General features: G+C 72.0%; 25 protein-coding genes and 1 tRNA gene. 6 read left to right on the top strand and 20 right to left on the bottom strand.

All coding sequences use genetic code 11. From position 1 onward, the window contains the following. The first annotated feature begins 79 nt into the window (after window positions 1-79). Together ABEB09_RS16140 and ABEB09_RS16135 are read left to right on the top strand one after the other, a co-directional pair. Complete coding sequence (locus tag ABEB09_RS16140; RefSeq protein ID WP_345690622.1) at window positions 80-763, top strand: bifunctional DNA primase/polymerase; 684 nt, start codon at window positions 80-82, stop codon at window positions 761-763. A gap of 195 nt (window positions 764-958) precedes the next feature. After that, window positions 959-1,594: a hypothetical protein gene (locus ABEB09_RS16135; protein ID WP_345690621.1), complete on the top strand. Its 636-nt coding sequence runs from the start codon at window positions 959-961 to the stop codon at window positions 1,592-1,594. Window positions 1,595-1,783: 189 nt separating this feature from the next. On the opposite strand, the gene ABEB09_RS16130 is transcribed toward ABEB09_RS16135, so the two are convergent. From ABEB09_RS16130 to ABEB09_RS16120, 3 genes are all read right to left on the bottom strand, one after another. Next, a complete protein-coding gene (locus tag ABEB09_RS16130; protein WP_345690620.1) occupies window positions 1,784-2,752 on the bottom strand; it encodes a DUF5926 family protein in 969 nt (322 codons plus the stop codon). A gap of 71 nt (window positions 2,753-2,823) precedes the next feature. Continuing rightward, a complete protein-coding gene (locus ABEB09_RS16125) occupies window positions 2,824-3,519 on the bottom strand; it encodes an ATP-binding protein (RefSeq protein ID WP_345690619.1) in 696 nt (231 codons plus the stop codon). Between the two features lie 47 nt (window positions 3,520-3,566). After that, entirely contained in the window at window positions 3,567-4,370 is an 804-nt protein-coding gene (locus ABEB09_RS16120) for a glycerophosphodiester phosphodiesterase (RefSeq protein WP_345690618.1), read from the bottom strand. Window positions 4,371-4,625: 255 nt separating this feature from the next. Between ABEB09_RS16120 and ABEB09_RS16115 the strand changes: the two genes are divergently transcribed. Next, window positions 4,626-6,215: a S1C family serine protease gene (locus tag ABEB09_RS16115; protein ID WP_345690617.1), complete on the top strand. Its 1,590-nt coding sequence runs from the start codon at window positions 4,626-4,628 to the stop codon at window positions 6,213-6,215. An 86-nt stretch (window positions 6,216-6,301) separates the two neighbouring features. Here the strand turns inward: ABEB09_RS16115 and ABEB09_RS16110 are convergent, their stop codons facing one another. Both ABEB09_RS16110 and ABEB09_RS16105 read right to left on the bottom strand, forming a co-directional pair. Next, the gene (locus ABEB09_RS16110; RefSeq protein WP_345690616.1) at window positions 6,302-6,649 is read right to left on the bottom strand and encodes a hypothetical protein; all 348 of its coding nucleotides are present in this window, start codon (window positions 6,647-6,649) and stop codon (window positions 6,302-6,304) included. Window positions 6,650-6,799: 150 nt separating this feature from the next. After that, window positions 6,800-7,222, bottom strand: coding sequence for a hypothetical protein (locus ABEB09_RS16105; protein WP_345690615.1), 423 nt, complete (start codon window positions 7,220-7,222; stop codon window positions 6,800-6,802). Between the two features lie 361 nt (window positions 7,223-7,583). On the opposite strand from ABEB09_RS16105, the gene ABEB09_RS16100 reads away from it, so the two are divergent. Together ABEB09_RS16100 and ABEB09_RS16095 are read left to right on the top strand one after the other, a co-directional pair. Further along, window positions 7,584-10,664 (top strand): FG-GAP-like repeat-containing protein, encoded by a 3,081-nt coding sequence (locus tag ABEB09_RS16100; RefSeq protein ID WP_345690614.1) that lies wholly within the window; start codon window positions 7,584-7,586, stop codon window positions 10,662-10,664. A gap of 81 nt (window positions 10,665-10,745) precedes the next feature. Next, a tRNA-Ser gene (locus tag ABEB09_RS16095) sits at window positions 10,746-10,830 on the top strand. A gap of 143 nt (window positions 10,831-10,973) precedes the next feature. Here the strand turns inward: ABEB09_RS16095 and ABEB09_RS16090 are convergent. The 5 genes from ABEB09_RS16090 to ABEB09_RS16070 form a co-directional block, all read right to left on the bottom strand. Next, window positions 10,974-12,377, bottom strand: coding sequence for a tyrosine-type recombinase/integrase (locus ABEB09_RS16090; RefSeq protein ID WP_345690613.1), 1,404 nt, complete (start codon window positions 12,375-12,377; stop codon window positions 10,974-10,976). A 57-nt stretch (window positions 12,378-12,434) separates the two neighbouring features. Continuing rightward, a complete protein-coding gene (locus ABEB09_RS16085; protein ID WP_345690612.1) occupies window positions 12,435-12,623 on the bottom strand; it encodes a helix-turn-helix transcriptional regulator in 189 nt (62 codons plus the stop codon). 179 nt (window positions 12,624-12,802) lie between these two features. Further along, complete coding sequence (locus ABEB09_RS16080; protein WP_345690611.1) at window positions 12,803-14,038, bottom strand: DUF3631 domain-containing protein; 1,236 nt, start codon at window positions 14,036-14,038, stop codon at window positions 12,803-12,805. Next, window positions 14,035-14,391: a hypothetical protein gene (locus ABEB09_RS16075; RefSeq protein WP_345690610.1), complete on the bottom strand. Its 357-nt coding sequence runs from the start codon at window positions 14,389-14,391 to the stop codon at window positions 14,035-14,037. The genes ABEB09_RS16080 and ABEB09_RS16075 overlap by 4 nt, the downstream gene beginning before the upstream one ends. Next, window positions 14,388-15,290: a bifunctional DNA primase/polymerase gene (locus ABEB09_RS16070; RefSeq protein ID WP_345690609.1), complete on the bottom strand. Its 903-nt coding sequence runs from the start codon at window positions 15,288-15,290 to the stop codon at window positions 14,388-14,390. Before ABEB09_RS16070 ends, ABEB09_RS16075 begins: the two co-directional genes overlap by 4 nt. Window positions 15,291-15,422: 132 nt before the next feature. Here ABEB09_RS16070 and ABEB09_RS16065 point away from each other — a divergent pair, with 132 nt between their 5' ends. Next, on the top strand, window positions 15,423-16,427 hold the full coding sequence (locus tag ABEB09_RS16065; RefSeq protein WP_345690608.1) for an SRA domain-containing endonuclease: 1,005 nt from the start codon (window positions 15,423-15,425) through the stop codon (window positions 16,425-16,427). A 60-nt stretch (window positions 16,428-16,487) separates the two neighbouring features. Here ABEB09_RS16065 and ABEB09_RS16060 read toward each other — a convergent pair whose 3' ends face one another. The 10 genes from ABEB09_RS16060 to ABEB09_RS16015 form a co-directional block, all read right to left on the bottom strand. Continuing rightward, entirely contained in the window at window positions 16,488-16,754 is a 267-nt protein-coding gene (locus ABEB09_RS16060; protein ID WP_345690607.1) for a hypothetical protein, read from the bottom strand. A gap of 8 nt (window positions 16,755-16,762) precedes the next feature. Further along, window positions 16,763-17,023, bottom strand: coding sequence for a hypothetical protein (locus ABEB09_RS16055; RefSeq protein WP_345690606.1), 261 nt, complete (start codon window positions 17,021-17,023; stop codon window positions 16,763-16,765). 11 nt (window positions 17,024-17,034) lie between these two features. Further along, window positions 17,035-17,223, bottom strand: a complete 189-nt coding sequence (locus ABEB09_RS16050) for a hypothetical protein (RefSeq protein ID WP_345690605.1) — start codon at window positions 17,221-17,223, stop codon at window positions 17,035-17,037. Between the two features lie 11 nt (window positions 17,224-17,234). Further along, window positions 17,235-17,711 (bottom strand): hypothetical protein, encoded by a 477-nt coding sequence (locus ABEB09_RS16045; RefSeq protein ID WP_345690604.1) that lies wholly within the window; start codon window positions 17,709-17,711, stop codon window positions 17,235-17,237. Window positions 17,712-17,922: 211 nt separating this feature from the next. Beyond that, window positions 17,923-20,046, bottom strand: a complete 2,124-nt coding sequence (locus tag ABEB09_RS16040) for a hypothetical protein (RefSeq protein ID WP_345690603.1) — start codon at window positions 20,044-20,046, stop codon at window positions 17,923-17,925. A gap of 1 nt (window position 20,047) precedes the next feature. Then, window positions 20,048-21,091, bottom strand: coding sequence for a hypothetical protein (locus tag ABEB09_RS16035; protein ID WP_345690602.1), 1,044 nt, complete (start codon window positions 21,089-21,091; stop codon window positions 20,048-20,050). Between the two features lie 667 nt (window positions 21,092-21,758). Next, window positions 21,759-21,992 carry a hypothetical protein gene (locus tag ABEB09_RS16030; RefSeq protein WP_345690601.1) on the bottom strand — a complete coding sequence of 78 codons (234 nt, stop codon included), beginning with the start codon at window positions 21,990-21,992 and terminating at the stop codon, window positions 21,759-21,761. Between the two features lie 32 nt (window positions 21,993-22,024). Then, entirely contained in the window at window positions 22,025-22,357 is a 333-nt protein-coding gene (locus ABEB09_RS16025; RefSeq protein ID WP_345690600.1) for an RRQRL motif-containing zinc-binding protein, read from the bottom strand. Continuing rightward, window positions 22,354-22,860 carry a hypothetical protein gene (locus tag ABEB09_RS16020; protein ID WP_345690599.1) on the bottom strand — a complete coding sequence of 169 codons (507 nt, stop codon included), beginning with the start codon at window positions 22,858-22,860 and terminating at the stop codon, window positions 22,354-22,356. Before ABEB09_RS16020 ends, ABEB09_RS16025 begins: the two co-directional genes overlap by 4 nt. Continuing rightward, complete coding sequence (locus ABEB09_RS16015; protein WP_345693953.1) at window positions 22,857-23,798, bottom strand: DUF2637 domain-containing protein; 942 nt, start codon at window positions 23,796-23,798, stop codon at window positions 22,857-22,859. Before ABEB09_RS16015 ends, ABEB09_RS16020 begins: the two co-directional genes overlap by 4 nt. Window positions 23,799-23,833 lie beyond the last annotated feature (35 nt).

Raw genomic sequence — 23,833 nt, 5'->3', positions numbered from 1 at the left:
CCGCTCCGTACGCACAGTGAAGTAACGCACACGTGTTGTGATGTGGACCTCGGCGTTCAACGGAAAGGAACGAGCGCTCATGCGCGAGATCCTCGGAAGGCGACGCAGGCTCCGGTTCCGCCGCAAGAAGGGGCCTGCCCAACTCGACACGGCGCTGCTCTGCGCCGCCGAGTGGCACTGGCCCGTACTCCCCGGCGTGGGGCTCAAGGCGGCGGGTGGCCGCGGTGACCGCGGGCGCGGCTGTGCCTGCCCCGACCCGGAGTGCGTCGTTCCCGGTGCGCACCCCTTCGACCCCGGCCTGCTCGCGGCCACCACCGACACCCGGATGGTGCGCTGGTGGTGGACCAACCGGCCGGACGCGCCGGTCGTGCTGGCCACGGGCGGCCGCGCGCCGTGCGCGGTGAGCCTGCCCGCCGTCGCGGGGGCCCGCGCCCTGGCCGTGCTGGACCTGTTCGGCATGCGGCTCGGCCCGGTCGTGGCGACGCCCACGCGCTGGTCGCTGCTGGTCGCCCCGTACAGCCTGGAGCAGCTGGGCGAGCTGTTGTACGCGCAGGACTCCGTGCCCAGTTCGCTGCGCTTCCACGGGGAGGGCGGCTATCTGGTGCTGCCGCCCTCGGACACCGGCGGTGGCCGGGTGCGCTGGGAGCGGGCGCCCGAGCCGGGGCCGGCGGCGCCGTGGCTGCCGCGCGTGGAGACGGTCGTGGACGCGCTGGTCGAGGCGAGCACCAGCGCCCCGGGCGGCGGCAGCCGGCTCCGCTACTGAGCCCGGCCCGAGGCCGACCGGCGCCTGGGCCGCTGACACCGACGGAGACCCGGCGCGTCAACCCGTATCACTCGTACGGGTGTGAGCCGGGGCGACTTTGTACGGGAAACGGGCGCGCGGCCCGTAAGGCGCGCGCCTCGCACCGATATCTTCGGCCCACCGTCCGGACACTGGCAGTGGCAGGTGGGACACCCCATGAATCTCCGCATGATCGGGCTCGGCATCGTCGTGGCCACCGCCACGCTCCTGCCGGTGATCGCGACCGCGGGCCCGGCAGCAGGACCGCAGTCCGGCCCGGCCGCCCGCCCCGGCCGCGCCCTCCCGGCCGCCGACGCCAAGGCGGCGCCCGACGTGCTCGGCGTGCCGGACGCGCCCGACGCGTCAGCGCCCTCCCCGTCCGCCGAACCGCGCGACACCTCCGGCGACCCCGATTCCGGGGGACCTTCGGCCCTGCCGGACGTTCTGGCCGAAAGTGATGGCGCCCGCACCTCGAAGTGCGGGCCGTCCCTCGTGTCCCCGGACGGGGTCGAGGCGCAGACCTGCGTCCTGACCGAGGGCGGCGAAACCTGGGGGCGTACGTACTACCGCAACACCAAGGGGGAGGAGCTGCGGGCGGTCCTCACCCTGATGGGACCCGGCGCGCGGACGGTGCGCACGCACTGCGTGGTGCCGGCGGACGACGAGCCGCGCACCTGCGAAACCCCACGTGAGCGCAGCCGGGGCACGCTCCGTGACTACACGGCGATGGCTGAGGTCGCCGCGGGCGTCGACGAGGAGAGCCCGCTGCTGCTGAGGTCCGGAAGCAACGCGCCCGAGGCGCTGGAGGGTTGAGCGGAAGCGGAAGATCGCATTCCGCGGAAATGGAAGAACCCGGTCGCTGGCGACGGGGGATGCACCAGCGACCGGGCTCTTAGAACCGTAACAAGAGATCGTCCGTTCGCAAATTCGATCTCTGTTATTCGGACAGGGATTTACCGATGAGTAAGGGACGGACGGCCCTACCCGGACGGGCGAAAAACGTCAGCTGAGGGTTACCTGACGGTTCGTCAGGCCGCCACGCGCCCGCCGCTCCTCCGCGGTCAGCGGGGCGTCCACCGTCAGCGCCGCCGCCAGCCGCTCCGCGAACTCGGCGGCCGGCTTCTCGCACTCCTCGGCACCCATGCCGGTCGGCAGGTCCCAGACCGGCACGACCAGGCCGTGCGCCCGGAACGAGCCCACCAGGCGGGTGCCCTCGCCGAGCGACGACGTCCCGGCGGCGTGCAGCCGGGCGAGCGCGTCGAGCAGCTTCTCCTCGGCGTGCGGCATGACCCAGCGCAGGTGGTTCTTCTCCGGCGTCTCGCACCAGTACGCGGCCTCGACGCCGGCCAGCTTCACGGTCGGGATCGCGGCGGCGTTGGCCCGCTCCAGCGATGCCGCGACCTCGGGCGAGGCCGTCTCGGCGGAGTCCGGCACCCAGAACTCGAAGCCCTGGTGGACCACCGGCTCGAAGCCGGCGTCGGCGTCGAGCAGGTCCTGGAGCCGCGGCCCGTCCGCCGGCACGCGGCGGGCGGCGACGGGCGAGCCCGGCTCGGCGGCGAGCGCCCGCTGGAGCGTGTCCGCCATGTCGCGGCTCAGGTCACCGGAGGACGTGTCGTTCTGCAGCGCGAGCAGGACGGAGCCGTCGTCGCGGCGCAGCGCGGGCCACGCCATCGGCAGGACCGTCGCCAGCGTGACGGACGGCACGCCCTCGGGCAGCCCGTCCTTCAGGTGCAGCGGGGCGGTCGCGGCGGGGACCAGTTCGCGCAGCGCGACCCAGTCGCACTCGCCGGGCAGCCCCTCGAAGGGGCGCTGCACCAGTTCCGTCACCGCGTGCGCGGCGGCCCGGCCGTGGCACGCCTTGTAGCGGCGGCCCGAACCGCACGGGCAGGGCTCCCGTGCCCCGACGACCGGCACCTCTCCGTTCGTCAGCTGAGGCTTGGCGGCCTTCGTCTGGGGGCGCTTCTTGGCCATGCGTGGCTTCTCCCGTTACAACGCGGTGCTCTGTCGGCCGCGAGCCTAGCCGCACCGGATCGTCGCGGGCTTCAGTCCACGTCCTCGTACGCGTCGAGGAAGCCGAATTCGCCACCGATGGGCGCCGTCGCCGCCATGCCGCCGAGGCCGCCGGAGCCGGCCGCGCCGGGGACGGTGCCCCGGGTGGGGCGGTGGTCGCCGTGGTGGCCATTGACGCGCGTAGCGCGATCGGCGTGCGAAGCCCCTGGTCCGGTGACGGTCACCCAGACGGTGACCTCGCCGCCCGCACCGTCCCGTACGCCCCACTCCAGGGCGAGCGCGCTGATGATGTTGAGCCCGCGGCCGCCGCGAGCGGTGACCGAGGGCGTGGCCGGAACCGGACGGGTCGGACCGCCCCCGTCCGTCACTTCGAGGGTCAGTCCACCGTGCGCGTCGACGTGCCAGGCGGCCCGGACGGCGCCCTCGCCGGCGTCGGCCGCGTCCAGCGGTCTGCCGTGCCGGCAGGAATTGCTGAGGAGTTCGGAAAGGATCAGTACGGCGTCGTCGACGACCGACTCGGAGACACCGCCGCTGAGCAGCTGTTTCCGCATCCGGTGTCTCGCCTCGCCCACGCCCGCAGGGCCGTGGGGTACGGCCATGCTCGACGACGTCGGCACCTTCTGTGCCACCACCAACGCCACCCCCGAGACCTCCTTCGCCCCACGCCACGGTGTGAATGCCCCAATGGCCTGGACCGGAAACCGGCCAGTCCGCATACAGTGACGCATTCGACACGGGCGGCAACGGAGCGAACGCGCCGGAGCACTCCCCGTAACTACTGTGACGCGCGGCCCAGTTGGTGCAGAACCTGTTTGGGGCGGTTCGTGATGATGGCGTCCACTCCGAGGCGTACGCACAGCTCCACGTCCTCCGGCTCGTCGACGGTCCAGACGTGGACGGCGTGCCCGGCGGCGTGCAGCCGGGCGACATGGCCCGGGTTGTTGCGGACCAGCCGGATCGACGGACCGGCGATCCGGGCGCCGGCCGGGAGGCGGCCGTCGCGCAGGCGCGGCGACACGAACTGCGTGAGGTAGACGGTCGGCACGGCGGGCAGGGCGGCCGAGACGCGCAGCAGCGACCGGGCGGAGAAGCTCATGATCCGTACGGGCGAGGCGTCCGGCTCCGGGTCGGCCAGCCCGAACCGCCGCAGCTGCTGCACCAGCCGCTCCTCGACCTGGCCGCGCCAGCGCGTGGGGTGCTTGGTCTCGATGGCCAGCTCGACGGGGCGCCCGGCGTCGGCGACCAGGGCCAGCAGCCGCTCCAGGGTGAGGACCGAGGTGTACTCGCGGTCGCCCCAGTCCGGGCTCTCGTTCGGGTCCTTCCAGGAACCGAAGTCGAGCGCGGCGAGGTCGGCCAGCTCCAGCGCGGAGACGGCGCCGCGGCCGTTGGAGGTGCGGTTCACCCGGCGGTCGTGGACGCAGACGAGGTGGCCGTCCGCCGTGAGCCGTACGTCGCACTCCAGGGCATCGGCCCCGTCCTCGATCGCCTTCACGTACGCGGCGAGGGTGTGCTCCGGGGCGTCCTCGGAGGCGCCCCGGTGGGCGACGACTTGGATCGTGTGCTGACGGGCGTGGGTCACCGCGTCATGGTGCCACCCTTCGGGCGGGCGGAGGGCACTCTTCGGCCGCTCGCGGGAGCGGCGGGCGGGGGCACCGGGTCGTGGCCGGGCGGGCGGTTCGCGTGGTGTCCTGTTTGTCCGTAGTAAAGGAGGGTCGCAGACGCACAGCTCCCGCTTACAGTGGCCTGACGAGCTGTGGGAAATGCTGGTGCGGAGCAGCACGGCGGACTCTTGCCCAAAGCCGAAGGACGACGTGGAAACCGAGGAGAACGAGCTGTGAGCACCGAGAACGAGGGCACCCCCGCGCCGGCCCCCGAGTCCGCGCCCTCTCCGGAGCCCGCCGGCCCGGAGGAGACCTCCCGGGCGTCCGAGCAGGTCGCGCCGCCGGAGCGGCCCACCGTGCCTTCGGCCACTCCGGCCCCGCCCGCCCCCGAGCGGCCGGCCGGCACCCCCGCCGGCCCGGCGTCCCCGGCGGCGTCCCCTCATGAGCAGCCCCCGGCCGCCCCTGCCGCGCACGCCCATGAGCAGCCGCAGGCCGCCCCCGCCGGATCCGCGCCCGAGCAGGCCCCCGCCGCTCCCCCGCAGCAGCCGACCGCGCACATGCCGACCGTCCCCGGAGCGCACGGTGCGGCGACGCCGCCGGTGCCGCCGGCCGCGCCCCCCGCGTATCCGCCGTACGGAGGCCAGGGCGGCGAGGGGCACACGTGGGGCGCCGCCCCGATCGGGGGCCCCGCGCCCGCCCCGCGTAAACGTTCCGGCGGGCTGATCGCCGCCGTCCTCGTGGCCGCGCTCCTGGCCGGCGGCGTCGGTGGAGGCATCGGCTACTGGGCCGCCGAGCGGAACGACAACCCGGTCAGCTCGACCACCGTCTCGGTGGGCGACACCCCGGCGGACTTCAAGCGCGACCCGGGCACGGTCGCCGCCGTCGCCGCGAAGGCCCTGCCCAGCGTCGTCACGATCGAGGCGAAGGCGGGCGGCGCCGACGGCCAGGGCGGCACGGGCACCGGCTTCGTGTACGACAAGGAAGGCCACATCCTCACCAACAACCACGTCGTGGCCTCCGCGGCCGAGGGCGGCACGCTCACCGCCACGTTCTCCAACGGCAAGAAGTACGACGCCGAGGTGGTGGGCCGTGCCCAGGGGTACGACGTGGCGGTCCTCAAGCTCAAGAGCGCGCCCGAGGGGCTGACGCCGCTGCCGCTGGGCAACTCCGACCAGGTCGCCGTGGGCGACGCGACGATCGCGATCGGCGCGCCGTTCGGCCTGTCCAACACCGTGACGACCGGCATCATCAGCGCCAAGAACCGGCCGGTCGCCTCCAGCGACGGCTCGGGCGGCAAGAACTCGTACATGAGCGCGCTGCAGACCGACGCCTCGATCAACCCCGGCAACTCCGGCGGCCCGCTGCTGGACGCGCGCGGCGCGGTGATCGGCATCAACTCGGCGATCCAGTCGCCCGGCTCCGGCGGCCTCGGCCCGTCGCAGGCGGGCTCGGTCGGACTGGGCTTCGCGATCCCGATCAACCAGGCGAAGAACGTCGCCGAGCAGCTGATCCGGGCGGGCAAGCCGGTCTACCCGATGATCGGCGCCACCGTGAACATGACGGAGAAGGGCGAGGGCGCCACGATCGTCGAGCAGGGCGCCGGCGGCACCCCGGCGGTCGCCCCGAACGGCCCGGCGGCGAAGGCCGGCCTCAAGCCCGGCGACGTCATCGTCCGCTTCGGCGACCGCGTGATCGACAGCGGCCCGACGCTGATCAGCGAGATCTGGACGCACAAGCCGGGCGACACGGTGAAGCTCACGTACGAGCGCGGCGGGCAGCAGCACGAGGTCGAGATCACCCTGGGCTCCCGCGAAGGGGACTGAGCGAGCGGTCCCGGTCCGGACGCGCGTGTGCTGCCGACCCCGTCCCGGGGCGGCAGCACACGCGTTTCCGCTACGGCTCCCGGCCGTCAGCGGACGAAGATCACGGACCGCAGCTTCAGCCGGTCGCTCGCTCCGCCGCCGGGCCGCAGCCGGAAGACGTCGCCCTGGCAGCGGGACCCCTTGAAGACGTACGCGTAGGCGTCGGTCCCGTTCCGCGGGGTGTGGGCGGCCGGCAGCAGCTCGTCCGCGACCTCGGGCAGGTCGATGCAGATGCCGTCCGGCGGGTTGATCACCAGGCCCACGCGGACCTGGCCGCTCGCGTCGTTGTACGTGTAGCGGAACTCGCCGTCCGCGGCGTGCGCCGACGTGGGGAGCGTCAGGACGAGCGCGAAGGCACCGAGCGCGGCGGCGAGTGACGTACGAAGGCGTCCCATGTGTGTCCGTTCGTTTCGTTGGGGGGTTGCCATGCGCTCGGGGGCTTCCCACCGCGCCGCCCGGCGATGTGCCGGGTCACTCGAACGGGCTCAGCCGTATCGATACTTCGCGCCGGTGGCCCTGACCGCAGGCCTCGGCGCGCTGAGCCGCTACGCCTCGGCGAGCGAGAACCCGGCCATCTCGCCGAAGCACGCGACGGCCAGCACCGTGACCGTGCCGATCAGCGAGGAGAGCGAGAACCGGGCCTCCCCCAGGACCGCCGCGATGATCTGGAGGGCGGCGAGGATCCCGCTGGTGCCCCACATCATGGCGCGCGGGAAGACGCTGGCGGTGACGGCGGCCTCGTTCGCCAGGTGCGGCACGGTCGACAGCAGCGCGACGAGCGCGAAGGCGGCGGAGACGAGGAAGGCGGCGGCCCCGGCCCAGTGCCGGTGGTGCGCCAGCGTGTACGTCATGGAACCGAGGTAGACGACGGCGGACAGCACCGCGCAGCAACCGGCCGCGAGGAACGAGAGAGCGTGCTCGCTGGTGAGCGGCACCTTCTTGGTCACGAGGGCGACGGGAACCGTCATGGGAGCCTCCGGCGTCCAGGGGATCGCTGTACCGACGGGCCAGAGCGTAGGCGCGTACTCCGCACGGCTGAACCGCCCCGACACACCGCCGAGCCTCCTTGCGCTGGCAGGACGTACCGCTTCCGGGTACGGGCTTCACCCCAGCGGGTGACCCGGTGGGTGGGGGTACGAGGTTGACGCCGGGCGGCTCCCGGCCGCCTTGAACCGATTCGAAATATCGTTTCACCGTAACTCCGGCCGCTGTTACGATCGGGCGCTGTTTCCGGCCAAGGGGTTTGAGCCGACGTCAGACCTCGTCCGCTCCCCCTTTGCTGCTTCTGCTCCATTCATGGCTTTCGCCGACCCCTATGGGAGGACCCGAGTGCCGAGACGCGCTCTCGTACGCCGTTCCGTCGCCGCCGTCGCCGCGGCCACCCTTGTGTCCGGAGCCGGACCGCTGATCCCGACGGCGTTCGCCGCCGAGGGTTCCGGTGTCGTGTTCCCCGCGGCGGTCTCCGCACAGCCGAGGTCGGTCATCCCGCTCTCGGCAGGGCCCAACGGCTACCTGCGGTACGAGGAGGGCAAGGGCCACTTCTGGAGCACGTACGCCGGCGAATCGATCCCCGTCCACAACGACGCGGAAGGACCGGAGGGCGGTGCCACGTACGGCGCGGGCTCGAACGTCATCGCGGCGCTGACCTTCGACCGGGGCAACATCGAGGGCACCGTCAGGCTGTTCGACCCCGTCGCCGGCACCAACCACTACATCGACGTGCCGTCCGGGCACCGCTACGTGGGCACGTACGGCGCCACGGTGGTGACGTACTCCAGCGCGAGCAGCACCACGCCGCCGGAGTGGCACACCCACCGGATCGTCGAAGGAACCGTCCAAAGCGCGCAGTTGACCGGCTGGCCGGAGGGCGCCACCCGCCCGTACCGGGCCGTCACCGCCGACGCGGACGGCATGGTGAGCCAGGTCCGCAAGGACAGCGCCCTCCTTCCCGTCTGGATCGCGGATCGGGTACGGCCGGTCGCGCGGGTGACCGCGGCCGAGAGCGCCGGCCTCGCGCTGACGCCCCAGCACGTCGTGGAGTGGACGAAGGACGGCAAGCTCGCCTTCTACACCAAGGCGGGGACGACGCCCGAGGGCGCGCTGCCCGCGGACCGGGTCGTCGACCTCGCGTACCAGGAGGGCGACGCCCTGCTCGGGATCGCCGGCGACCACGTGTTCGTGGGGCGCCAGACGGGCAGTGGCGGCTCGGCCCCGTACCGCGTCGTCGGTGTGCCGCTGGCCGGCGGCACGGAGACCACCGTCCTCGCGTACGGGCGGGCCAACGCGATGCCCACGCCCGACGGCACGGGGCTGCTGGTGGTCGGCGGGGACACCGCCGACGCCCTCGGCATGCAGCTGGTGCGCTTCACCGACGGGGCACCGACCGTCCGGAAGCTGACCGACGTCACCCGGCTGACGTCCCTGCCGCGCCGTCTGAGCTTCAGCCACGGCCGGCTGGAGAGCCTGGAGCGGATGCCGGACCTGAAGAACGCCTTCCGGTCCCGCACGGTGTCGGTGACCGGTCCGCTGACGGCCGGCGCGACGGTGGAGCGCGGCCCTCTGGGGCTCGACCTCGGCACCTGCACGGACTCCTCCGGCTGCCCCGACATCCACGCCACCGGCGACGGCCGGACGATCATCACGTCCGAGGCGGGCAGTGGCGACCAGCAGTCCGTCCTCGTGGTCCAGCCCGGGGCGACCCAGGGCACGCCGATCACCGGCTACCGGTCGTTCCACGTCCTGAACGCGTCGGGCCGCCACGCCTCCGCCCAGGTCACGCGGGAGGACTGGTCCTCCGCCGTCGTCACGATCGACCTGGACACCGGCAGGGAGCTGGCGACCATCCCGGCCTCCGACCCGTGGAACACGGCGCTCCAGGGCGACACCGTGTGGACCGCCGGGGCGACGGCCGGCACGGTGACGGCGTTCGACGCCAGGACGGGCGCCGCGAAGCGCACGGTCAACCTCGGCAGCGGCTGCAGGGCCGAGTCCCTCAAGGTGACGGCGCACTGGCTCAGCTGGGACTGCGCGAGCGCGACCCCGAAGGGCGGGGTGTACGACCTCGACAAGGGCGTCAACCGCTCCTACACCGCCCCGGTCTCGGAGCTGGGCGACGGGTACGTGGTCTGGCGCAACGGGGCCGACATCAAGGTGACCGACGTCCGCGGCACCACGCCCGTGGAGATCGCCACCCACCACATGGCCGACGACGGCGAGAGCGACTACCGCCACGCGGTCGACACCGCCGCGGGCCTGATCGCGTTCCCCGACAACCCCGAGGGTGACGTCCGGGTCGTCGGGGCCGGTGTGCCCGCATCGCCGCTCGCCCGCATCGACGCGGACGTCCCGGCGGCGCAGGCCGTACAGGGCGGGGCGGCGCCGTGGAAGGCGCGCTGGTGGCTGTCGAAGCCGGCGGCTTCCTGGCAGCTCACGATCAAGGACCCGGCGTCCGGCGCGGTGCTGCGCACCCTGTCCGGCGGTGAGGCCCGCGGGCTGATCAGCGCGGCGTGGGACGGCAAGGACGCTGCCGGCGCCCTGGTCCTGGACGGTACGTACGCCTGGTCGCTGACCGCGGCCCCGGCGGACGGGCAGGGCGCGGCCCTCGTGCAGTCGGGCACGGTCGCGGTGTCGGGCGCGTCGGCTTCCCGGCGGGACCACAACCGCGACGGCTTCGGCGACCTCATGTCGCTCAGCTCCTCGGGGGCGCTGGCCTACCGCTACGGAAGCGGCACCGGAACGCTGTCGGGTGCCGTCACCGGCTCCGGATGGCCCACGACGGTCGTGGCGGTGCCGTTCGGCGACCTGAACCGCGACGGCTGCAACGACCTGCTGGTGCGGATGGCGTCGGGCGAGCTGCGGGCGTACAAGCCCGGCTGCGGCAAGGCGGCGACGCCGTCGACGCCGTACACGTCGCTGGGCACGGTGTGGGGCCAGTTCAACGTCCTCACCTCCCCCGGCGACATGACGGGCGACGGCCGCCCGGACCTCGTCGCCCGCCAGGCCACGACCGGTGACATCTACCTGTACGCGGACAACGGCGCGGGCGGTCTGAAGGCCCGGGGCCGGATCGCCACGAACTGGAAGGCGTACCGCGCGATCGTCGGCGCGGGCGACCTCAACCGCGACGGCGTCGGCGACCTCTTGGCGGTGGACGGCGCCAACTCCCTCTGGCGCTACGACGGTACGGCGACGGGCACGGTCAAGCCGCGGGCCCTGGTCTTCGGCAACAGCTGGGCGTCGGGCCGCAACGCGTTCGTCGGCGCGGGCGACATCACGGGTGACGGCATTCCGGACCTGCTGACCCGCAACACGGCGGGCGACCTGCTCCGCAACAACGGCAGCGGCACGGGCACGTTCCGCTCGACGATCAAGATCGCCACGGGCTGGCAGGGCTACAAGGCCCTGTTCTGACCCCTCAGCGATCAAGAGCCCCCGGCGAGGGCCGCAGCCGGGTACCCTGTAACAGCTTCCGCAGCAGGTGAGGCGGGAGAGGGTGGGTTGCCCGAGCGGCCTAAGGGAACGGTCTTGAAAACCGTCGTGGCGCGAGCCACCGTGGGTTCAAATCCCACACCCACCGCTTGCAGGTCAGCGAAAGACCAGGTCAGAGGGCGGACCCCCAGCGCGGGGTCCGCCCTCTGCGTTCACCCTGTCTCACCCTGAATCGGGTATGTACCGCCTCTGACCAGTGCGTGTGGGCCAGCCACGGGCCAGACGCGGGCCTCAGTCCTCCGCCTGAAGACCTTGCTCGATCAGGCGGTTGGTGGCAGCCGACCCGCCCTTGAGGATCTTGGCGTAGAAGCGGTAGAGCACGGACAGGCTGTGGCCAGCCCTGTAAGCCGCTTCCACGGGGTCCGCACCCGACTTGATCCACAGGGAGATGCCGGCGTGGCGCAGGGCGTAGGGCACGTCCGCAAGCTTCGTCTCGACTTCCTCGGGGGCGAGGACGGCCTTCCGGGCCTCTTCCCAGACGTCGCAGTACTCCGTTGACGTGATGCGCCCCCCTTGCGCGGCGCGGAACATCCGTCCGTCCGGTGCCACGCCGAATCTCGCGATGTGAGAGCGCACCATCCGCACGAACACCGGCGGGATCGGCACGGCCCGGACCGTGTTCCGCGCACGGTGCTTGAGGCCACGCTCGTCGTGGGACTTGCCGCTGTCGGTCCATCCCGCACCGACCTCAGGGTGGCTCTCCGACACAAGCACTTCGCCCCAGGCGTCCGGCTCGCTCTCGGGCGGCAGAACGAAGTCGGTGTCTCGCAGTGCCGCAGCCTCTCCGGGGCGCGTAGCCGCGTAGTAGATGCTCCCGAAGAACGTCTCCAGGTGCTCGCCTCGCGGACCCTGCTGCGCCACCCCGGCGATCAGGTCCCGGGAGAGTCGCGGGCCAGGCACGTATCGGAAGTCGACCTCGTCGGAGGTGGCGGGCGCCGCCCAGTCGACCGCGAGGAATGGGTGTCGCGTGAGAAGAGCCCGCTCCTCGACGGCGTAGCGAAAGGCGTTGCTCAGCACCATGCGCTTCCGATTCGCCGTGTTCTCCGCCGCCGGCTTCCCGTTCAGCAGCTTGGAGACGGCGGACAGCGCAGCGCGCACGTGCTCGGGCCTCGCGGCTTCATCGACCTTCATCGAATGCTCGGCCACCCAGACGAGGGCCTGCCGTACATCGCTGGGCGGCTCCTCGGCGTCGCAGCGCGAGACGAGTTCCCCGTCCGGCCCATCCGCCGCGCGAAACGCCCACTGATACAGGGCAGTTCGCAGCACCCTGGCGTCAGGGCGCCCCGTCCTTGCGGTCACCAGGACGGGCGTGACGACAGCCAGGGACTCCGCGATGCTCGCTCGATGCTTCGCTGCCGCGCCGGGCCACTTCATCAGCGCGTACGCCTTCGCGTGTTCGTACCAGGTGGGCATGGCGAGCGCGGCAAGCTCCTTCGCGGGGAGACCCGTCTCCTCGTCGAACTGCTGGCCCTCCCGGAGCGCGGCCATGAGCTGGGAGCGGCGCCCATCTGCCTGCGGCTTGAGTGCGTAGCTCTTCGAATGCGGCTGAGAGCCGACGCGCCAGCGAAGCTCCCAGGGCTTAGGCCGGCCGGCGCGTTGGCGGATGGACCAGACGACAACGTCGTAAGTGAGCATGTCTCTCCAATGCGGAAGAGGACCCACCCAGCGGGGTGGGTCCTCTCATGGGGTGAGTCAGGCGGCGGCTTCCTCGTGCCTGGACAACCACGCGTCCAGGTCTCCGCGGCGCACACGGAGCTGCCCGTTCGGCAGTTTGATGAGCCGCGGTCCGTGGCCGCGGGCGCGCATGCGGTAGAAGGCGGCGCGGCTCATGTCGATCTCTTCCAGGACTTCCTTGAGCTTGAGCATCCGAGGGGCGGCCATCGGGACTCCTTCTCGTGCTGTCAGCGGCAGGTGGCCGTTTTCTCTCTAGGGATCCGCCACGTCCGCCACGCCGCCACATCGCAGGTCAGCGCCTTGATCGTGTGGCGGATGTCGGTTGTGTGGCGGATAGGTGCCGCCACACCTGGGCGGTGCGGCGGCACAGGGCGGAGCTGCTTCTGCTATCCGGCGGGGGTGAGCTGTGTGGCGGTCCGCGGGGGCGTGTGGCGGATGCCGGTGGCGGTATCCGCCACGGGTTCACCCCTGCTGACCTGCGGTGTGGCGGACGTGGCGGACGTGGCGGATTCCCCGGGGGGCGGGGGACAGTACCGGGTCCACGCGTCGGTGAGGTCTTCGGCGTAGTAGCCCTTCGGGAAGCCCGACGGGGTGCGGATGCCGCGGGGCCTGATGGGCTTGTTGGCCGGGGTGACGTACTGGCCGAGCATCTTGGCGAGGGTGCGGGAGTTGATCGGCTTGTCGTCCAGGTCACCCCACGGCGCGTCTTCCATGCGGAGCAGGCATTCGAGGATGGCGGCGGTGGGCATCCGGTCGGCTCCGCAGAACACCTTGTCGCGTAGGTCGGTGAGGAGGCGGACCCCGAGGGACGCTTCGTCGTTGTCGTGGGCGGCGCTGACCAGCTCCACGCAGGCGGCGCGGGCCCGGGCCGGCCAGTGCCCGCCGGCGGCGTCGGCGACGGCGAGGAGCGGCTCCCACACGTCGGCCGGGCGGTCGGTGATGCCCTCGGGCATCTCGGGCCAGGCGTCGGCGACCTGGTCGCGGACGGTGTCGGCCCACTTGGCGAGGCGGTCGCGCAGGGCGTGGCCCTGCTTCTCGTGGAGGCGCTGGCGGTAGGGCTCCACCTTCTCGTTGGGGGCGCGCTTGCGCATCCGGATGATGACGGAGCGGGTCAGGACGGTGTCCGGCAGGGACCCAAGTCCGGCCATGGCGACGGCACAGTAGGAGCCGAAGACCTGCGCGTTCTGGTTGGAGCCGTCCCCGACACAGCGCAGGGCGCCGCCGATGCGCCGGTACCCGGCGTTCAGGAACCCGCGCAGAGCCTCGTCCGCGCCGGCCTTCGGGCCGAAGATGGTGTCGACCTCGTCGAAGAGGACCGTGGGGAGCCCTTCAGCGGAGTCGACCAGCCGGTACAGGGCGTTCGCGGACGCCGAGACCGTGCTGACCGGGCGGGGCGTGAGGAGTTCCACGATCTCCAGGGCCCTGGACTTCCCGGACCCGGGTTCGGGTGAGAGGAACGCGATGCGGGGAGTGGTCTCGAAGCAGTCGATCAAGTGGGCGTGGGCGTCCCACAGAGCGACGGCGACGTAGGCGGCCTCGGTGGGGAAGACGTTGAAACGGCGGTGGAAGCGCTCGACCTCGTCGAGCAGTGCGGCGCCGTCGATGTGCTCCTGGCGGCTCATGCGGCGGTACTCCCTTCGGTCTCGTTGCGCAGGAGGCACGTGGTGCGGTGGGCGGTGTGCTCCTCAATCAGCGCCAACACCCGCTGGCGGCCGACGGCGCTGCGGTTGCGGCCGCAGTCGCAGACGGAGGTGGCGGTGGGCACCGCGCCCCGAGGGGCCGTGATCCGGAGCATCGCGACGATGTGCCGGCCGTCGGCCGGGTGCGTGTCAGAGCGAAGAGCAGAAAGGACGCCCTGACGGGCGACGACCTTCGGCGCCCCACTGCCGTCGCTGGCCAGGGCCGGTTCGGCGGGGCTGGGGCCGGTCGCGGCGACGGCGTGGCCTTCCAAGCGGGGATGGGGTCGGGTCCTCATGCCGCATCCCGGGGCCGGGCCGTGCGCAGCGAGCCGTCCAGGGCGCTGCGGATCGTGGCGCGGCACTCGGCCGCGATGAGACCGCACGACTCCCCCGCCGCTTGGAAGGCCTCTTCGACCACGTGCCGGGGGATGTCGCCCCACGCGACGAAGCGACCCACCTTGAAGGCGCACCGGTTGAGGGTGTTGTTGCGCTGCTTGTCCAGCGCGGCGGCGACCACGGCGCACTCCGCGTCCAGAGCGGCCAGTGCCGCGCGGCTGCCGCTGACCGCCGGGAGCCTGAGCGGGCCCGCTGGACGAGGGCGAGCCGGTTCGAGGAGTTCGAGCAGCCAGGAGGGCAGCGGGCGAGGCACGGGGCCGCCCACGGCCTCATACGCTCCGGCGGGGGTGATGCTGCCCGGGGCGACGACGTAACCGCCCCACGCTCGGGTGTCGATCAGCTTGCCGAGCCTGCCCGCGCTGTTGCCCAGTCGGATGCCGGGCGGGGTGGTGAAATACAGGTGGTGCCCGCCGCTCGCGGTCCGCACCCGGTAGGTGTCGGGGACGGCGTGCCCGGCGCGCTCGCAGAGCGCCTCGAAGGTCGTCACGCCACAAGGCGTGTCCGAACTGCTCTTGCCCTTGGGCACGTCCAGGTCGACGACGATCAGGCCGGAGGGGCCGGTGGCGATGCCGACGTTGAACGGCAGGGTGTCCCACGCGCGGCGGATGCGGTCGGGGTCGGTGGTGGCCCGCTCCTCCCACTTGCGGTGTCCGCCGGCGCAGTCGCCCACGCTCGGGCAGGTGGCCTCGCCGTGCAGGGCGGGCCGCTTGTCGGCGGGGCGCAGCGGGAAGACGTGCCAGCCGCGTTTAGCAGCGTCCAGCGCTGCGCGGAGCAGCGCGGATTGGGGTTCATGAGTCATGCTGGATGTCTCCAGTTCAGTGGAATGTGCTGGATGAGAGGGCGGTCCGGGTCATTGCGTGAGCGGACCGCCCTCGCCCGCGCCGGAAGTGCTGGCGACGGGCTGTCATTGGGGCTGATTAGGGTCGTGGGCATGACGACGACCCTTGAGCTTGTGCCGGGCCTGATCACGACGCGCGATGAGATCGCAGCGGCCTTCGGCTGTGGGACCTACCAGGGCATCGAGCCGGCGAAGGATGCGAAGAAGGTGTTCGTGTACTCCGACCCGTCCGCGGGTGCTGAGTTCGGTTACACCTTCGATGGCCGGGCGGAGGACGACGAGTACGGGCCGCTGTACCTGTACACCGGCTATGGCGCCAACGGCGACCAGGAGTTGAAGAGCCGGAACAAGTCACTGCGCTACCACGTCGAGGATGGGCGGGAGCTGCACCTGTTGGTCGCTCACGGCAAGGTGCCCGGGGGCGGCGCGATGCAGCAGCGGTACATCGGGCCGATGGTTGTCGACCCGATCAACCCGGTAGAGGTCCGGCGGGGGCTGGGCAAGGACAACAAGATGCGTAACGCCTTGGTCTTCCGGCTCCGCCCGGTAGCGGGGTCGGCGCCGGCCTGGACGGACGAGGACCGGTTGCAGCCGGCCGCGAAAACCGCGATTGAAGAGATCGATGTCCAGCCCAAGATTCCGGCGCAGACGGGAGTAAAGGACAAGAACGCCGAGGAGCACACCACCGCCGAGACCATGGCGAACATCCCTGGTGGACAGCGGAAGGTGGTCCGTCGGGAAGGTCTGCTCATGGAGGCGTTCAAGAAGCACCTGACCGCCGCCGGCCACACGCACAAGACCTTCCAGATCACCCTGGCCGGTGAAGTGGGCGCCCTCACCCCGGATCTGTACGACGAGACTGACCACGTGCTGTACGAGGCCAAGGGCCAGACCACCCGCAGTAACGTCCGCATGGCAATCGGCCAGTTGGCCGACTACCGGCGCCACATCCCCAAGCCCGACGGGCTCCGTGTAGCCGTGCTGCTGCCCAGCGAACCCAGCCCGGACGTCAAGGACCTCCTCGCCACGCAGGGCGTACATCTGGTGTTCCAGACGGAGAACGGCTTCGCGGGTTTTCCGCTCCCGTCGAACGCATAGCGGTGTCCGTCGGATGCCCCCTGACTAAACCGGTCAGGGGGCGCTTGACCTTCGGCGTTGCTAGGCGTGGGTGAAGGTGATGGTCATGGCGTCGGGGCCCATGCGCTTGCCGGCGGCCGCGTGGGCGTCCTCGTGGGCGGCGTCGGTGCGGCCGTCGCAGACGAGGACGCCGTCGGGGGTGAGGGTCCATCCGGCGTAGTCGTCGGCCGTGAGGCAGTCGACGACCTCTTCGGGGGTGTCGAAGTGCGGGATGACGCCGTCGATGTCGCCGGTGCCCCCGCACAGGTCGCAGACGGCGACGTAGCAGGTGACGAGTCGGGTGGCCACGGTGCCTCCTAGAAGGGCGGTTCGTCGCTGTAGCCGCCCGCCGGGGTGCGGCGCGGCAGGCACGGGAGCGGGAGGAGGACCCAGTAGCGGTCCTCGTTCCAGCAGGGGCAGGGCTCCCAGTCGGTGCCGGCGTACTCGCCGGTGGCCCAGTCGCCGTAGTCGTAGTTGTGGCCGCCCTCCCCGTCGCAGTCCGGGCAGTCGGGGCGCGGGGTGTCGGTCAGGATCAGTGCGTGCCGGGGCCAGTAGGTCTTGCGGATGCGCAGTCGCATGCGGACGGCTCCTACAGGTCGGGGATGGCCTGGACGATGGCGGCGGTGAGCTGGTTGATGGGGCCGGAGGCGCCGGTGGAGGCGAGGCAGAAGCCGAACATCACGGCGATGAAGGCGGCGCCGTAGCTCAGGCTGCGGGAGCGCAGGAGGAAGAGCAGGGCGACGCCGAAGAGCAGGACCAGGGAGATGGTGAGGGCCATGCTGGTGCTCCTCAGTGGTGGTTGATGGTTCCGCCCGCGCGGCCGAACAGGCCGGTGGCGGTGATGTTCTGGGTGATGTGCGTCGTGGTGGTGGCCCTTCCGCGCGTGCTGCGGATGAGCAGGGGCACGGCGAAGGCGCCGGTGGCGATGAGGGCGACGGTTGCCCACAGGGCGTGGCTCATGGCGATGAGTCCCGGTGCGGCGTAGGAGAGGCCGATGCCGGCGGCGGCGATGCCTCCGCCGATCGTCGGCGTGAGAAGGGCGGTGGTCTTGGCCCACGTCGGGATCGGCGCCGCGGCGGCGGGCGCCGGCGGGGCGGGCGGGGTGGTGGGCTCGACGTAGGCGAGGGTGCGGACGCCGCTCGGGAGAGTCACCAGGGCGATGCCGGGCGGTGAGTCCTCAGGGAGGAACGTCGGCCGCACGAGGCCGGGCAGACCGCCGCTGTATGCGCTCAGGGTGGTGATCTCGGACGGGGTGTCGTGGTGCACAACGTGGTCCCTTCAACGTGGCGGGCGGCCCCGGTTGTGGTGGGGGCCGCCCGCATGGTGGTGACGCTGTGTGGTCTTACTGGTTAGTGGCTAGTGACTACTGCCTAGTGGCAAAAGGCCCGTTCAGGTGCCATGGAGGGGTGTGGATGGGCGTTCTACTGGTTAGTGGCAAGTTGCCACTAACCAGTAGCCGGTAGCCGTGCGTGAGCGCTCAGGCGTTGTCCGGGTGGACGTAGGCCGAGTGCGGTCCCTTGTCCCGGTAGACGAGTTCGCCGCGCTCGACGAGGGGCCGCAGCGCGTCACGTACGGCCTGTCGACTTCGGCCGACCGCCTCGGCGATAGCGCCGGGCTTCATGCCCGCGGGGCCCGCGTCGAGGATCGCCTTGACCGCATCGGCCACCCACGGGGGCCCGTCGCCGTCCGGTTCGACGGGGGTGTGCTCGGGGGTGTTCTCGTCGCGCAGGGCGGACAGGTTCAGTCCCGGCGTGGGGCGCCGCTCCGGCCTGCTGGTGTTCTCCGGCTCGTTGGTTGTGCCGAACTCGGCGTCGATCTGTTCCATGAGCCGCCGGGCGAGCTTGTCTTCTTCCGACTCGCTCCCTGTGGGCTCCGGCTGGTCGCGGAGCGCGGAGAGGTTGAGCCCCGCGCTGTTCCTGGCCGTGTGCACGGCGGGTGTGGCGGTGGCGGTGCCGTCGGGGGTTTGGCGCATCCAGGCGGTGCGCTCAGGGTCCCAGCGGCGTGTGTAGGCGTCGCCGGCCGCGCTGGCGGAGGGTGCGTCCAGGACCGGCCTGCGATCGGTTGTCGCGGCGACGACGTCACGGATCTGAGCGGGCAACAGGTGCCAGGTCTTGAACAGGCTCGCCGTGGTTTCGGGGGTCTGGATGAACCCGGAGCCCTTGTAGGGGGCTTGGTCGACGCGCAGGCCGCGGGCGCCGGGGAACAGCTTGGACAGGTCCATGCCCTCGGTTTCACCGCCGGTGAGCGCGACGCGGACCTTGGCTTCCCGCCGGATCATGAGGTTGCCGAGGACCGCGCCGGTGGTGCCAAGCGCTGTGAGGACGGTGCGGATGCCCATCGCGCGGAGCAGCCGGATGACCTCAAGGATCTTGTCGGCGAGCTTGCGCATGTCCTTGTCGGTGGTGGCCAGGATCTCGGCGCCCTCGTCGATGACCAGCTCAATTTGGGGGATGCTGTGGCTTACCGGAAGCAGGTCGGTGTTCTCCCGGGCCAGGAGCTCCTGGTAGACGACCTTGCGGTGCTTGCCGATGCGGATCGCCGCGTCCAGCATCAGCATTGCTTCCTTGTACGACGCGGCAAGCCAGTCGACCCCGGGCCGCGCCCCTTCCAGCACCTGGCCGTCGGCGTCGAGTGCCGGCCGTACCCAGGGCAGGCCGGCCGATCCGGCGTTCAGGTCGATGACCCAGGTCAGCACGTCATCGGTGCGGGCGAACCCGGCCAGGATGGTGTGGACGGCGTTGGTCTTGCCGGAGCCTGTGGGACCGGCCAGCAGAGCACACTGCTCGCGGAGGAACACCGTGGCCTCCTGTCCCGTGGTGTAAAGGCCCCACGGGATGCCGGTGTTCACCGACAGTCGCCCGTAGTCGGAGGGGTAGGGGATGTTCCTTTCCAGGACGTTGGCCGTGGGCACGTCGATCAGCACCCGGCCCTGGTTGATGCCCTGGGAAGCGGTCGCGGTGCAGCCGTGCGGCAAGCGTGCGTCCGCGCTCAGGGCGGGAGCCTGCCGGGCGATCTGGTCGTACGTCGTCCCGCCGGGCGGGAGTTCCGCATCGATCGTGAACCCGGTCCCGGTGGGCCACTGCTCGACCGCCAGAACTCGCAGCTTGACGCCGCACACCCGCTGGACACGGTCGGTCCACTCCGCGGCGATGGAGCGGCGTTCGGCGGACAGGTCCAGCGCGATCAGCCGCTGTTCTTCGGCGATGGCGGCTGCTTCCCGGGCCTCGTCGTAGAGGTTGGTGGAGCGGGTGGCGGCGGCCATACCGACGCCGATGGTGGCCAGCGAACCGAGTGCGGCCCAGCTCAGCGGCCCGGTAGCGACGGCCCAGGTGGTCCACCCGGCGCCGACGAGCCAGGACGCGGCGCGCGCGGCGATGGTGCGGGCGGAGCAGCGCTGACGGAGGGAGGCGATGGTGTGGCCGATGGCGCCGGCGCCGCCGATGGCGAGTGCCCAGGTGGGCGGCATGCCGGTGGCGGCGCCGGTGGTGGCGATGGCGAACGCGCCGGTGGTGGCGGACAGAGCGCCGGTCACGGGTCCGTGACCGGCCGCCCAGTCGAGCGCCAGACCACCGTTCTCCTTGTTGGTGGCGTGGGTGCTCATGTCAGACGTTCCAACCCTTCTCGGCCTCGGTGCCGTTGCGGGGCTCCTCGTGGCGGGCGATGTCCTGGTGGTGGACCAGCCGGAACAGCGGGCCCATCTCCTCGGCGCTGCCCACGGCGACCAGGAGCGCCGAGTAGATGTCGCTGAACGCGCCGGCCACCTCCTTCTCCAGCGGGAACTCGGCGTCCGCGCGCTCGGCGAGGATCTTCATGACGTTGGCGATGGAGGTGAGCGCGGCCGGCAGGCCCTCGACCATGGCGAGGATTTCCATGCAGCCGTCCGGCTCGTAGGACTGGGCGGCGGCCTCCATCTCGGCGGCGGCCTCTTCGAAACGGAAACCCGACACGTGAACTCCCTCGCTGCTGGTGGTGGGGGTGCTGCCGCTGCCCGGCACCCGCCCGGCAGGGCGCTCGGCCCGGTCCCCGATCACGTCCTGTTCGCGCTTGGCGTCGGCGTCGATCGCGGCCTCGGCGGCCTTGAGCCGGTCACGGATGGCGTTGTTCCTGACTTCCTGCTGCCAGCGGGCCTGAGCGGCCAGCCACCGGTACAGGCGCCGCCCGGGGTACTGCAGCCAGTCCCACCGGAGCTTCCGTCCGAGGGGAGTGGTGAGCAGACCCAGCAGGCCGACCGGAGCGGCCAGCAGCGCCGCGAGCAATTGGCGCCCGTGCATCCGTGCGGCGGAGCGCCACAGCGCCCACCACGCCGCAGACCGGGCCGGCGCCTTCAACGCCGCCAGCCGCTTGGCCGCAAGGCCGCCGGCGTGACCCTTGAGGGCCTTGTCGGTGCGCTGGTCACAGGCCGCCCGCAGCCTGCCGACCGCAGCATCCCGTGCGCGGCCCAGGCGTTCGCGGACCTTGCCGAGAGTGCCGTTGGCGCGGCCCCGGCCAGCGGCCTTCGCCAGCTGGCGGTCGGCAGCGCCGACCCGGCGGGCGTCAGCGACCTGCCTCCGGGCGGCGGTGGTCTGCGCCCGCTGCTGGGCCCTCGTCGGCGCCGCCTTGTGCTGCTGCGCCCGCAGGTCCCGTACCTGCCCCACCCTGCCCGGCACGCGAGCGGAGGAAGGGCGACGCGGCGCCGAACCGTGAGTGGCGAGCGTCGAGTTGGCCGCGCCGGACGCACTGCCGCGCCGACTCTTGGACAGGTTGGGACGCGGTGCGGCACCGTGCCGGGCCGTGGGCCGCGGGCCGCGCTTTCCGCCCGTACCGGCCGGCGTGCTGCGGTGCTGCGCGGGCACTCCCCTACCACCCGGTCGACCACCCACCCTGGACGCACCCGGCCGGGGCGTCGACGAGGAGGGCGATGCGGTGCTGCGTGTCGGCGTCTTTCGAGCTTGGGCTTTGCGGTGGTGGGCGGCGGCGACACCGGCCACGACGGTGCCGGTCGCGGCAAGCATCGCGGCTATGGGCCCGCCGACCAGCGCGGCGCTGGCCAGCAGGCTGGCGGTCGTGTTCGCGCCAGCCACGGCCAGCGGCACCACCGGGATGCCACCCGGCGTGTGAGCCACCTGGTGGTCAGCGGCGACAGCGGCAGGCGCCTCGGGGCTCGGGGCTGGCACGGCGGGCGGGGGGTCGGGGGGTGTGAGGGTGGCCGCTTCGGCGGCTACCGGTTCGGTGGTGACCTCGGTCATGCTGGTGCCGCTCCCTTCAAGGAGAGAGCAGAGCCCGGCCACACGCTGTGGAAGGTGGGGTGGCCGGGCTCTGCGTCGGAGGCGTCGGTCAGAGCTGGTTGGGCTCGATGCTGAAGAACGTCACGTTGGCGCGGGTCAGCTCCGGAATCTGCCGGAGGATGTCCGACTTGATCGCCTTGAAGGCGTCGTAGCGGCTCATCCCCTCGGCCGGGGTCCACGTCCCGGACGAGGTGTGCGACAGCCGGCCGGGCAACTCAAGGGTCAGGACGTACATGTGGCTGCCCTGCGGACCGCCGTAGCTGTGGCTGAAGTAGGACGACACGAAAGGTCTCCTCACATCGGGTGAGAGGCTGGTCAGAGGGTGTGGTCGGGGAACGCGCACGTGGCGCACACACCGAGCGACGTCGGGATGCAGTAGCCGACGTCCCGGCGGCAGCCGGCGCAGGTCCGCCGGGCCCGCATCGCAACAGCGAGGGCCGCGGCGCGGGCCGGGGTCATGGGGCGCACCGGTTTGGCCCGGTCGATCCGGTAGAGGAAGGCAACCAGGGGCCCGCGCCGGCGGCGCGGGCGCTGGAGTTCGGCAGCGACGTCCTGACCCCCGGGCCGCAGGCCCATGGCCCGCAGCTGTCGGCGTGTGGCCAGCCCGTCCGGGGCCAGACGCCACCGGTAGACGGGGATGGTGCTCACCGCGTACCGCCGAGGGGTAGTGGCTGGATGCGCCACACCACGTCGGCGGCCGGGGGGAGAGCGGCGCCGGGGGCGTGTGTGGTCCACCCTGAGCGGGGCGCTCCCTCGGCCTCGGCGGCCGCTTCCGCCGCTTCCAGCGTGCTGTGCACGCTGTGCAGGGCCCTGCGGTGGAAGAGGACGTAGACGCGGTCGGCGGGGGCGTTCTGCTTGCGGACAGTGCGTAGCAGCATGCGTAGGGCGGCCCGGTCCTCGGTGTCGAGGAGGGTCTGGGCCCGCAGGGTCTTCAGCTCGCCTTCGAGCTGGGCGGCCTCGGTCCTGGCACGGTCGAGCGCGGCGCTCAAGGTCTCAACGGCGCTCTCTGCTCGGATCGCCGAGTCGGTGGCCATCGCGGCTTCCACCCGTCGCTGCTCACCTTCGAGCCGCGCGGTCTCGGCGGCGGACTCGGCCTGGGTGATACCCGCACGGAGATTGCGCAGGGTCCGAGTACGGACGACGCAGATCATGCGGAGACTCCCTCAAGGACACGGGTGGTCAGTGCGGGTGAGCCGTCGCGCAGCTCCTGATAGCGGTTGGACACCCAGGCGGGAGACCAGCCGGTCAGCTCGACCGCCCGGCGCTGCGCGAGGCCCTCTTCGTAGGCGGCGCGCACGATCCGCACGGCCAGGTCCTCATCGACCTTCTCGGTGGCCGGCGCCCGGTCCAGGAGCGCGGCCCGTTCACGGCGAGCCCGCTCCCGTTCACGCTCGGCCGCCTCACGCTCGCGCTGTTCACGTTCGTGCTGCTCCTGTTCACGACGGCACTGCTCGCGTTCACGCTCCTCGCGCTGCCGTTCACGCTCGGCCCGCTCGGCGGCCTCCCGCCGCTCCTGCCGCTCCCACTCCTCGCGGCGCAGTTTCGCGGCGTGTTCACGTTCCTCCCGGGCCCGTTCACGCTCGGCCTCGGCCTGTTCATGGGCGAGACGCGCGGCGTGCTCGCGTTCTTCCCGGGCGCGGCGCTCAGCGGCTTCCCTGGCCGCCTCCCGCTCCTGGCTGGCGAGCCGTTCCCGCTCGGCGGCCGCCGCTTCCCGGGCGGCCCGTTCCTGGCGTTCCTGCTCTGCTAGGGCGGCCACCGCAGCGGTGATGGCACGCCGGTAGGCGAGCCCGGTCTCTGCTGTGACGATCAGGAGCAGCGGGGCGACCGCGTGGACCGCGACGCCGACCAGGTCTTTCCTCAACGCCGAGTCTGCAACGTTCAGGGCCAGTGTCATGATCCCGGTCATCCATCGCAGGAGCGCGGGCCACCGCCCGCCCCGGCCGCCGAGGCGGGCCAGGACGGAGTCGAGCCGGACGACGATGACGACCGCGGCGTCCACGACGATGGGCAGGATCGGCGCCGTCCAGTCCCACTCGTCGGGGGTGTGGGCCCGCATCAGCGGCGTGACGGTCAGGACCGAGTACAGCATCGCCCCGCCGACGATGAGCCACGTCCCGACCGAGA

The sequence above is a fragment of the Streptomyces coeruleoprunus genome (genome assembly GCF_039542925.1).
Taxonomy (GTDB): Bacteria; Actinomycetota; Actinomycetes; order Streptomycetales; family Streptomycetaceae; genus Streptomyces; species Streptomyces coeruleoprunus.
The sequence above is the reverse complement of the archived record's forward strand: the minus strand, read 5'-3'. Positions and strand labels throughout refer to the sequence as shown.

Bases quoted from the DNA above. Each gene is read 5' to 3' on its own strand.
- ABEB09_RS16140 (WP_345690622.1), top strand. From the start codon at position 80: ATGCGCGAGATCCTCGGAAGGCGACGCAGGCTCCGGTTCCGCCGCAAG.
- ABEB09_RS16135 (WP_345690621.1), top strand. From the start codon at position 959: ATGAATCTCCGCATGATCGGGCTCGGCATCGTCGTGGCCACCGCCACG.
- ABEB09_RS16130 (WP_345690620.1), bottom strand. From the start codon at position 2,752: ATGGCCAAGAAGCGCCCCCAGACGAAGGCCGCCAAGCCTCAGCTGACG.
- ABEB09_RS16125 (WP_345690619.1), bottom strand. From the start codon at position 3,519: ATGCGTCACTGTATGCGGACTGGCCGGTTTCCGGTCCAGGCCATTGGG.
- ABEB09_RS16110 (WP_345690616.1), bottom strand. From the start codon at position 6,649: ATGGGACGCCTTCGTACGTCACTCGCCGCCGCGCTCGGTGCCTTCGCG.
- ABEB09_RS16105 (WP_345690615.1), bottom strand. From the start codon at position 7,222: ATGACGGTTCCCGTCGCCCTCGTGACCAAGAAGGTGCCGCTCACCAGC.
- ABEB09_RS16090 (WP_345690613.1), bottom strand. From the start codon at position 12,377: ATGCTCACTTACGACGTTGTCGTCTGGTCCATCCGCCAACGCGCCGGC.
- ABEB09_RS16085 (WP_345690612.1), bottom strand. From the start codon at position 12,623: ATGGCCGCCCCTCGGATGCTCAAGCTCAAGGAAGTCCTGGAAGAGATC.
- ABEB09_RS16080 (WP_345690611.1), bottom strand. From the start codon at position 14,038: ATGAGCCGCCAGGAGCACATCGACGGCGCCGCACTGCTCGACGAGGTC.
- ABEB09_RS16075 (WP_345690610.1), bottom strand. From the start codon at position 14,391: ATGAGGACCCGACCCCATCCCCGCTTGGAAGGCCACGCCGTCGCCGCG.
- ABEB09_RS16070 (WP_345690609.1), bottom strand. From the start codon at position 15,290: ATGACTCATGAACCCCAATCCGCGCTGCTCCGCGCAGCGCTGGACGCT.
- ABEB09_RS16065 (WP_345690608.1), top strand. From the start codon at position 15,423: ATGACGACGACCCTTGAGCTTGTGCCGGGCCTGATCACGACGCGCGAT.
- ABEB09_RS16055 (WP_345690606.1), bottom strand. From the start codon at position 17,023: ATGCGACTGCGCATCCGCAAGACCTACTGGCCCCGGCACGCACTGATC.
- ABEB09_RS16050 (WP_345690605.1), bottom strand. From the start codon at position 17,223: ATGGCCCTCACCATCTCCCTGGTCCTGCTCTTCGGCGTCGCCCTGCTC.
- ABEB09_RS16040 (WP_345690603.1), bottom strand. From the start codon at position 20,046: ATGAGCACCCACGCCACCAACAAGGAGAACGGTGGTCTGGCGCTCGAC.
- ABEB09_RS16020 (WP_345690599.1), bottom strand. From the start codon at position 22,860: ATGATCTGCGTCGTCCGTACTCGGACCCTGCGCAATCTCCGTGCGGGT.
- ABEB09_RS16015 (WP_345693953.1), bottom strand. From the start codon at position 23,798: ATGCTGTACTCGGTCCTGACCGTCACGCCGCTGATGCGGGCCCACACC.